At 37.6% G+C, this 9,131-nt stretch carries 8 protein-coding genes; 2 read left to right on the top strand and 6 right to left on the bottom strand.

The genetic code is table 11. From position 1 onward, the window contains the following. Positions 1–103 precede the first annotated feature (103 nt). From H8B06_RS20365 to H8B06_RS20355, 3 genes are all read right to left on the bottom strand, one after another. Positions 104–592 carry a DUF1543 domain-containing protein gene (locus H8B06_RS20365; protein ID WP_223857823.1) on the bottom strand — a complete coding sequence of 163 codons (489 nt, stop codon included), beginning with the start codon at positions 590–592 and terminating at the stop codon, positions 104–106. A 59-nt stretch (positions 593–651) separates the two neighbouring features. Further along, positions 652–2,073, bottom strand: coding sequence for an RtcB family protein (locus H8B06_RS20360; RefSeq protein ID WP_190996029.1), 1,422 nt, complete (start codon positions 2,071–2,073; stop codon positions 652–654). 127 nt (positions 2,074–2,200) lie between these two features. After that, complete coding sequence (locus H8B06_RS20355; protein ID WP_190996028.1) at positions 2,201–3,295, bottom strand: slipin family protein; 1,095 nt, start codon at positions 3,293–3,295, stop codon at positions 2,201–2,203. A 939-nt stretch (positions 3,296–4,234) separates the two neighbouring features. Here H8B06_RS20355 and H8B06_RS20350 point away from each other — a divergent pair. Together H8B06_RS20350 and H8B06_RS20345 are read left to right on the top strand one after the other, a co-directional pair. Beyond that, entirely contained in the window at positions 4,235–5,266 is a 1,032-nt protein-coding gene (locus H8B06_RS20350) for a helix-turn-helix transcriptional regulator (RefSeq protein WP_190996027.1), read from the top strand. A gap of 127 nt (positions 5,267–5,393) precedes the next feature. Continuing rightward, the gene (locus H8B06_RS20345) at positions 5,394–5,825 is read left to right on the top strand and encodes a cold-shock protein (RefSeq protein WP_223857822.1); all 432 of its coding nucleotides are present in this window, start codon (positions 5,394–5,396) and stop codon (positions 5,823–5,825) included. Between the two features lie 54 nt (positions 5,826–5,879). On the opposite strand, the gene H8B06_RS20340 is transcribed toward H8B06_RS20345, so the two are convergent. The 3 genes from H8B06_RS20340 to H8B06_RS20330 form a co-directional block, all read right to left on the bottom strand. Further along, positions 5,880–6,074 (bottom strand): cold-shock protein, encoded by a 195-nt coding sequence (locus tag H8B06_RS20340; protein ID WP_130139599.1) that lies wholly within the window; start codon positions 6,072–6,074, stop codon positions 5,880–5,882. 4 nt (positions 6,075–6,078) lie between these two features. Further along, positions 6,079–7,218, bottom strand: coding sequence for a DEAD/DEAH box helicase (locus H8B06_RS20335; protein ID WP_190996026.1), 1,140 nt, complete (start codon positions 7,216–7,218; stop codon positions 6,079–6,081). 319 nt (positions 7,219–7,537) lie between these two features. Continuing rightward, positions 7,538–8,599 (bottom strand): fatty acid desaturase family protein, encoded by a 1,062-nt coding sequence (locus tag H8B06_RS20330; protein ID WP_190996025.1) that lies wholly within the window; start codon positions 8,597–8,599, stop codon positions 7,538–7,540. Positions 8,600–9,131: the final 532 nt, after the last annotated feature.

Genomic DNA, 9,131 nt, shown 5'->3' with positions numbered 1-9,131 from the left:
CTTTTGATTAATTTTGTCTCTACATTCATGTCTGACATTGTTAAGGGGTTAAACTTCAATTTGTTATTCGCATTACAAATCTAGTTTGTTTGCCCTTTAACTGTCAGATGAAATCGAAACTAATGCAGTTAAGTAGATCGTTTACTTCATAAATATCATCGACATCAATTCCATATTTATCATCAATATGGGAAGATTCGTGATGTTTCCAAAAGATTGACTCCTTTGCTACTCGGGTGGCATCGCCCAAATTGGAAGCCACGACCAACTGCTTATAATGATACTCCTCCATATCATTAGGTTTATACCCTCCTAAATTCACAAAATAGAGCTTTTTACTCGTCGCATCTTTATAATCGCCTTTCGGAACAATATCAATGGCATAGCCACCAACTTTTGTCACTTTTCGCCAAGAGTCTATATGCATCTTACCTTCCAATGCTGGCCAAAATGCATACATAGCAGGCACGAGCTCCTTCAGTTCTGTCGCTATCCCAAAAAAAACATCATGCTGCTCTGTAAATCTTCCCTCCGGTTTTCCGCCGACAACTACCATAAACAATTCCATAGTTTTCTGATTTTGCTTATCCATAAAAATAAACCATATCGACGAAAAACCTATGGATTTAGTACTATTTTTTAGTAATCGTCTTAATCTTCTCGGGAACCATCATCCGCCATGCGCACAATTTTAGGCGAAAACGTTGCCACGGTATCTACTAGGCCTGCTTGCGCCGCCATTACGGTATGAATGTCTTTATACGCCATCGGCGCTTCGTCCATTCCCGCACCAAGCAAAGTAATGCCATTATCTTCCAACATTGCTTTTAAGTCTGTTGATGACAACGTTTTAATAGCCTGTGTACGGCTCATCAAACGCCCAGCACCATGCGAAGCCGAATTAATGGCAGACTCTTCTCCTTTTCCCCGCACCAGAAAACCCGGCGTCGCCATAGAACCTGGAATTATCCCCATTACATCTTTACTCGCAGGAGTAGCACCTTTACGATGAACGATTACTTCTTCCCCATTAAATTGCTCCTTCCATGCAAAATTATGGTGATTTTCCACTTTAGCCAGCAACTCAACTCCCAAGGCTGTTTTAATTTTATCATGAATGACCTGATGACAAGCAGAAGCATAGTCGCCCGCCAGATTCATCGCCAACCAGTATTCTTGACCCTCAGCCGTATTCAAATCCAAATAGGCTAAGTTTTGAGCTTCATAAGGAAGTTTACATAGTTTCTTCGCCAATTTGGTATAATGCGCCGCAATCGTCGCGCCTAGCCCTCGAGAACCCGAATGTGTCAGTAACGCTAGGTATTTACCTTTATTCACACCTAACACGTCGTCTGCTTTGGTAAACTCTATCATTCCAAATTCTACAAAATGATTTCCTCCCCCAGAAGACCCCAATTGCGTCCAAGCTTTATCCTTTAGCGGACGGATGAAATCATGCGTTTCAAACAGTGCATTTTCCAAGACTTCATGATCTACCCTTTCATGTTTCAAATAACCATGTCCGGCACCAAAACGTGTTTTTTCCATTAAAATGTTTTTCAGTTTATCGGCGTGATCTTCCAGGTAAGAAGCCGGCAAATCAAACACAGACAACGCCATCCGGCACCCGATATCTACCCCTACCCCATAAGGAATAACAGCATTCTTTGTAGCTAATACGCCCCCAATCGGCAAACCATAACCTTGATGTGCATCCGGCATCAATGCTCCAGCAACAGTAACCTGCAGCTTCATGGCCACATCCATTTGCTTTTTAGCACCTTCCTCAATATTTTCTTCTCCATACACAGCATAAGTGCCAGGTTTTTCTTTCAAAGAAATCGTTTCTTTTTCGATAGTATCAATTTTCAATAAAATCTCTGCCAATGGTTTAAAAATAGCATCTTCCAAATACAATTCTGGATTGTCGAGCACATTTTTAAAATTAACCAACATTTGTTCTCGCGTAAAACCTAATCTCTTTTTATTAATCTTCAATGCAACACCCATTGCATGATTTTCTTTATATCCCAAAGCAATCAAATCATTGCCATTAATTCTTTTGTTCTCCATTTTTTTCGTTGTTATGGTGTAATCTCATTAACGTATGATCAAGATACACCTAATTATCATACCATTCCTAAAGCAAGGAGCAACAAACCTCTTTCCGTCACTCCTTGTGCCTCTTTTTTAGCAACATTTACTTCACAAACAATTGTTTCAACTGATCGACTATTTGCCCGTTGCCGGATACGGAAATATTATTAATTTTCTCCGCAATCTTCTCCACATACTCCATTTCCTTCAATTTGAACAACATGGCATTTTCTTCCATCAGCTTTGCAGTATTCAACAAACTTCTGGTAGAGGCTGTTTCCTCCCGACGTGTAATGATATTGGCCTGTGCCCGTTTTTCAGCAATCAATACCTGATTCATAATGTCGCGCACATCACCTGGCAGGATAATGTCCTTCACACCGCAATTCCACATCACTAAACCCAATGCTTTCACATCTTCAGCAGTAACCTCAATTACGTATCTGGATATTTCGGCTTTGTTTTCCATCAATTCATCCAACGTCATTTGACCAATATATTTACGCAACACCAATTGCATCAAGATATACAATTGTTTTTCGTAATCGTTGTTTTCCAACAACGCTTTCACGATGTCATGTATTTGATATTGCACAGAAAAATTGACTCGGATTTGTGCTTTATCTTTTGTTAAGATTTCCTGTCCGGAAACCTCCATGGTCGCTACACGCATATCCGTTTTGCTTACGGAAATAGTGGTTGCATTTTTCCACCAATAGTATGTTCCGGCATCCAATATCTTTACTAATGTTCCATCTACAAACAACAATCCTTTCTCGGACGGCTCTAATTTGTATTGACGCACATAATATGCTAATGTTTGTTTCTCTAACAATTGGCGGCTCACCGCAGGCGATATGTCGATCGTTGAAATATCTTCAATTTGGAAGCGGTAATTTTGTAAACCTTTCCAGTATACATGACGCCCCGCAGGTAATACTTTATTAAAATTATTGTTGACATACATGATGCATAACTCGTTATCCGCTACTTCCATTATCTCCACGAAATCTTTGAAACCCCCTACCCGTAACAGCACATCTATATCGTGCGGTGTCTGGAACGCTTTAGACATATCGTAAATTTCTACTTTTTCCCCAAATCGCAACCAGTATTTACCAGCCGCTAATACACGTACCACGGCGTTGTTTTTAACAACCAAACCGACTTGATTTACATTTACTGTTACTTTTTTCATGATTTCTATTATTTTGTTATACAGTATTTACATTTTCCAAAAAGCTCTTCGTGTTTCGTTCATTGCTTCCAAACGGAACTTAAAAGGAATGGTTTGTTTGGAAAGACATATCCAGGAATATCGCATATCTGGATTTTGGCTTTACCTCCCATAACATTTGTTTTAAATTGCAAAGTAAGGTTACAATTTTTCCCCCTATCTCTCGCGCTAAGTTCGTCGAGGCATCTCTATTAACTACAACGCGAAAAACAACAGGCAACCGAACAAAAGACGAAAAGCTCAAAACATGACTTTTTGAAAGAAAGTCTAAACTTCATCAAAGCAGAATCCTAAGTTCTGTGCATTCGTCCACTATGCTACTCTATATTGCTATAGAAGTGGGATTCGAACCCACGTTTGATTGGTGTTGTTGTTCTAACCTACTGAACTATCTCGTCTAAGACGGAGCAGGAATCGAACCTGCGACCTACAACGTGATTACTGCGCTATACCTGTTTAGCTATCCCGATTACTCAAGAGTAGGACTCGAACCTACATACCAGTACTGCACCTCAAGACTATCCATTTTGCCAGCATATTGAATTCTACTGAACCAACACTATCCTGCTATACCGAAACAGGAGACTAGGACGCTATTTCTAATCAAGAGGTATCTTTGCGTCTCACGACACATATCTTTAAAGCTTTATGCTTATTTTCATCAAAGAACGATTGTCATACCTGACATCACAAAGATGCAAACACTACTACGCAGCCGTTATACGCAGTAGATAAAAAACTAAAGAAAAATGATAAAATATTTTAAAACACTAATAATCAATAAAATACAAAAATAAATATCTACAAATAACGGTTACATGGAGCCATATTACGCAAGTATATTGCGTAGTAAAATAAAACTTCTAATTTTACTTTTAACAAAATCAACAGAAAAAACGTATGGCTATCAATAAACTAGCGCTAATTCGATACAAAATTATTGACAATTGTCTTCGACAAACACATCGTAAATGGACATTAGATGACCTAATTGAAAAAGTTTCATATGGTATTTACGAATTGGAAGGCATACATAGTGGCGTTAGTAAACGTACCATACAGGGTGATATCCAGTTGATGCGTAGCAACAAATTGGGATACAATGCGCCAATTATCGTAATCAAGCGCAAGTTCTACACTTACGAGGATTCGAATTATTCCATCAGCAACTTGCCATTGTCAGATAATGACATGTCCAAAATGAAAGATGCCGTGGATATACTAAAACACCTTAATGGCTTTTCTTATTTCGAAGAAATGAGCGATGTGATTGCTCGGTTGGAAAACAATTTATCAAAGCAGGAAAGCGAATCAACCTCTTACATACAACTGGAAAACAACAAATTACTAAAAGGGTTAAATTGGATTACACCTATTCACAAAGCCATCCGAGAAAGGAGACCTTTATTAATTACGTATAAATCCTTTAAATCCAAGTCAAAACAAGAAGCCATATATTTCCCTTACTTACTCAAAGAATACCGTAACAGGTGGTTCCTCATTTGCAAACCAAAAAAAGGCAAGACACTCGTCACGTTGGCACTCGATCGGATTGAAGACGTTGCAGAAATGGCAAAATCGGGTTATGTTTCTTATGATGGTGTTGATTTTGAACGTTATTATGCCGATACGATTGGCGTCACAAAATCAGAACGCGACAGAGGTCATCGTGTTATTCTACAAATAGATGCGTATAATGCTCCTTATGTCATCACGAAACCTATACACGCATCACAGCAACTTTTGAAAACCGAGGAAGATGGTGGTATTCTCATCCGGCTAGACGTAGTATTGAACTTTGAACTGGAACGTGAAATATTAGGTTTCGGTGAATGTATTAAAGTATTAGCTCCCAAAGTTCTGCGTGATAAAATAAAAAGAAGAGCCTACAAAATGTTACAACAATACCTCGCCTCCGCTAAAGACAGTTGAATTGCTTTTGCCATTTTAAATCCGTATATTTGTATACATTTCAGAAAGGCACCTATCTCTTATCCTTAAGCAATCGGCTTCTTATAAGATTTATACCCTTATTATTTTATAACTTTAACCCCTTTTAATGTCAAGAAATCAACTTACATTCAAGAAAAAAGAACTTGCTAAAAAACAGCAACAGAAAAAAAAAGAAAAACAAGAAAGAAGAGAACTAAACAAAGCATCTAACAACAAAGGTAAATCATTGGAAGAAATGTTTGCCTATGTGGATGAATTCGGCAATATTTCCGATACACCGCCAACACAACCGTACAAGTTTAAAGAAGAAGATCTAATACGTCCAGCAGATATAGAGGAAGAATATCTTTACGGTAAAGTTTCCTATTATAACGAAGATGGTCATTATGGTTTTATCCGGGACAATTTAAGCAGAGAAACGGTTTATTTTAACGATAAGCTAGCAGGGATGGTCTTGGCTGTAAATCAAAAAGTAAAATACAAATACATCCGCACGAAACAGGGGAACCAGGTTTCAGAAATAGAACTACAGCCGTAATTTTTTAGGCTAAACAAAAAATGGCAAGCTAAAAACTTGCCATTTTTCTTCTCATTATCTCGCTACGCGAACATTCACTGCATTAAGCCCTTTTTTACCTTGCTCAACATCGAATGTTACGTTATCGTTTTCACGTACGTCACTTACTAAACCTGTTGAATGTACAAAGATGTCCTGACCACCATTGCTTGGTGTAATAAAACCGAAACCCTTGGTAACGTTAAAGAATTTTACTGTTCCTTCTTGCATTATATTAATTGTTTATTGATAAATTATTATTTCTTTCTTTGGCGATTGGTAATTGAAAACCAATTAATTTTTGAATTTTTAGTAGGGTGGGTTTTTCTTCCTCACTACATAAGGAAAGCGCTTTTCCTTCCTTTCCAGCTCTTCCCGTCCGTCCGATACGGTGTACATACGTTTCCGAATCTACCGGCAAGTCATAGTTGATCACAAACGGAAGCTCTTGAATATCGATTCCTCTAGCGGCTATATCGGTCGCAATTAATATATGGACACTACCATTTTTAAAAGACGACAAAGCCTTTTGCCGAGCTGTCTGAGATTTATTTCCATGGATACTAGCGGCAGCTATCCCACCCTTACCCAATATTCTGACCAATCGATCCGCACCATGTTTTGTACGTGTAAAAATCAAGGTTTGCTTCACATCATTACCTCGTAATACGTTGGCCAGAAACGCTGCTTTATCTTTCTTTTCAACAAAAGAAACAGACTGTACAATTTTCTCCGCTGTAGACGATACAGGAGAAACATTGATTTCTGCTGGTTGATGAAGAATGGTATTGGCGAACTTCCGAATTTCATTGGGCATCGTTGCTGAAAAGAAGAGTGTCTGTCTTTTTTGAGGAATATGTTTTAATATGCGTTTTATATCGTGTACAAATCCCATGTCCAACATGCTATCCGCCTCGTCTAATATCAGCATTTTAATTTGGGTAAGACTAACATGTCCTTGATTGATTAAATCCATCAGTCTGCCTGGCGTAGCAACAAGCATATCTACCCCCTTGCGTAAACGTTCGACTTGAGCAACCTGAGAAACACCACCATAGATTGCCAAACGATTTACATGAATATATTTACTGTATTGTGCGACACTTTGGTCAATTTGTATAGCTAGCTCCCTAGTTGGAACAAGCACCAACGCACGGGGTGTTTTGTATTTTCTACTATCTGACGATAGCAACTGAAGAACGGGCAAAGCAAACGCCGCTGTTTTTCCTGTTCCAGTCTGGGCACAACCGATGATATCTTGACCCTTCAATATAAGGGGTATCACCTGCTTTTGTATCTGTGTAGCCGCTGAATAACCAATGTTATTGACGGCTTTTATAATTGGGTCTATTATCCCTAGATTATTAAAACTCATTTCTTCTAAATTATGATATCTCCACAAGACATCGCTTGCTCCCAGAGAGAACCATGCATTTTATTTGTTAACAGTAATATATCAAGATGTTCAGATCGGAGGGTTTCATCGCCAATCAGCACGAATGCTGTCTATATTTATGATAACTTAAATGGCAACTGAAAAAGCTAAGGATGATCCCGAAAATAATTTAAACGACATCAAAAAAGCATAGGCAGGGCCTTGTCCGATCAAAGGTAATATTAATTATTTGTAAATAAAAGACTTTTCGTCATTTTTTGAACTATCTGTTACAAAGTATATCAGCTGTTTTAAAAAATTATCTGGACATCGCATGAATAACCTTAACATGCGACAAAAATGCCTGTCGAAAAGATTTAAATTCGATATATTGGATATTATATTCTTTACACGTTTGCTGTACAATTTTATTAATGGCCGGATAATGCACATGACTAATCCGTGGAAAAAGATGGTGTTCTACCTGAAAGTTAAGTCCTCCCAACAACCAAGTCAATACATTATTCTTCGTTGCGAAATTAGCAGTCGACTGGATTTGATGAATCATCCACTCTTCTTCTACTTTCGACTCATCTAATGTTTTAAATTCTGTTTCGGAAACGACATGTGCCAACTGGAAAACAGTCGCCAAACTTATACCACACACCGCACCCGCGATTCCCCAACCGATTAATGTGGGGAGCCATCCCACATATAGCATAGGAATCAACACAAATATAGCAAAATGCAATACCTTACTTGTCCAAAAGATAGCTCGTTCGCGTAGGGGAAAATGGAATTTCGCCGAACTTCCTCCCATTTTCTGACGAAAATATTTTTCATAATCTTGATAAAAAATCCAAGCTAAATAAGAAACGCCATATAGGAAAATAAAATAAAACGATTGATAACGATGATGTTTTTTCAATTGTTGATCATGATGAATCCGCATAAATTTTACTTCGATATCGTGATCTTCTCCCTCGATATTGGTGTAAGTGTGATGGGCAATATTGTGTTTCAGCTTCCAAAAATAGATATTACCACCTAACAGGTTTAACGTATAGGAAAGTATCGTATTCAAATTTTTATTATCCGAGAATGAATTGTGACCTGCATCGTGCATAATATTAAAGCCAATCGCAGCAAGGTTTGCGCCGAACAGCAAACAAAGCACGATACTGACAGCCCAATGCGGTTGAACAAAAACCAAAATAGTATATAACAGCGTAAAAGTAGTCAACAGCACTGCTGCTTTAATAAAAATCCGTCTATTTCCGGTTTTCTTTCTATAGGTACTCTTGAAATAATCGTTAATTTTAAATTTAAGGGATTTGGAAAACAATGTATTGACATTGTTAAACTTAATGGATGAACTCATTGGGATGTTGTAAAAATGGTATTGATCTTCTGTTTCTTGCCTAGTCTATATTAGCTAGTATTTTTTTGTAAATATAGGTGATAAATTTCAATAGTGTATTTATGTGACAGTTAAATGAATGTTAAATAACAAATCTCCATTGTAAATGTTAAAATTTGTTAATATCACCTTAACCTTGTAACATCTGGTAGCTATATGCGTTATATAAGTAATTCATAATTTAGGTTAATAATTGGTTAGTTAGTGAAAATCCCGAAGCTCCCCGCTTCGGGATTTCTTTTTGGGAGCAACTTTAATCCTTATAAAAAGCAAAAGGGTTCAGATTAAATCTGAACCCTTTCTTACTTCCTTACTTCGTATCTTTTTTTTCCGTTTCTATGTTTCTTTTTTCGAATAAACCCTTTGTGGAATTGCAACTTAAATTAGGAGACTTTTTTATGCTGCCATTTTTTCTTTTTCCAATAGCATCTCTTCGATCTGCTTAGGGGTTTTATACCCCAGAGCAGAATGTATTCTTTGGGTATTGTAAAAT

Origin of the sequence: Sphingobacterium micropteri (assembly GCF_014692515.1) — a bacterium.
In the GTDB taxonomy this organism is placed as follows: Bacteria; Bacteroidota; Bacteroidia; order Sphingobacteriales; family Sphingobacteriaceae; genus Sphingobacterium; species Sphingobacterium micropteri.
The sequence above is the reverse complement of the archived record's forward strand: the minus strand, read 5'-3'. Positions and strand labels throughout refer to the sequence as shown.

What these genes read in the sequence shown, in the direction of transcription:
- H8B06_RS20365 (WP_223857823.1), bottom strand. Translation starts at nt 592, where the DNA reads ATGGATAAGCAAAATCAGAAAACTATGGAATTGTTTATGGTAGTTGTC.
- H8B06_RS20360 (WP_190996029.1), bottom strand. Translation starts at nt 2,073, where the DNA reads ATGGAGAACAAAAGAATTAATGGCAATGATTTGATTGCTTTGGGATAT.
- H8B06_RS20355 (WP_190996028.1), bottom strand. Translation starts at nt 3,295, where the DNA reads ATGAAAAAAGTAACAGTAAATGTAAATCAAGTCGGTTTGGTTGTTAAA.
- H8B06_RS20350 (WP_190996027.1), top strand. Translation starts at nt 4,235, where the DNA reads ATGGCTATCAATAAACTAGCGCTAATTCGATACAAAATTATTGACAAT.
- H8B06_RS20345 (WP_223857822.1), top strand. Translation starts at nt 5,394, where the DNA reads ATGTCAAGAAATCAACTTACATTCAAGAAAAAAGAACTTGCTAAAAAA.
- H8B06_RS20340 (WP_130139599.1), bottom strand. Translation starts at nt 6,074, where the DNA reads ATGCAAGAAGGAACAGTAAAATTCTTTAACGTTACCAAGGGTTTCGGT.
- H8B06_RS20335 (WP_190996026.1), bottom strand. Translation starts at nt 7,218, where the DNA reads ATGAGTTTTAATAATCTAGGGATAATAGACCCAATTATAAAAGCCGTC.
- H8B06_RS20330 (WP_190996025.1), bottom strand. Translation starts at nt 8,599, where the DNA reads ATGAGTTCATCCATTAAGTTTAACAATGTCAATACATTGTTTTCCAAA.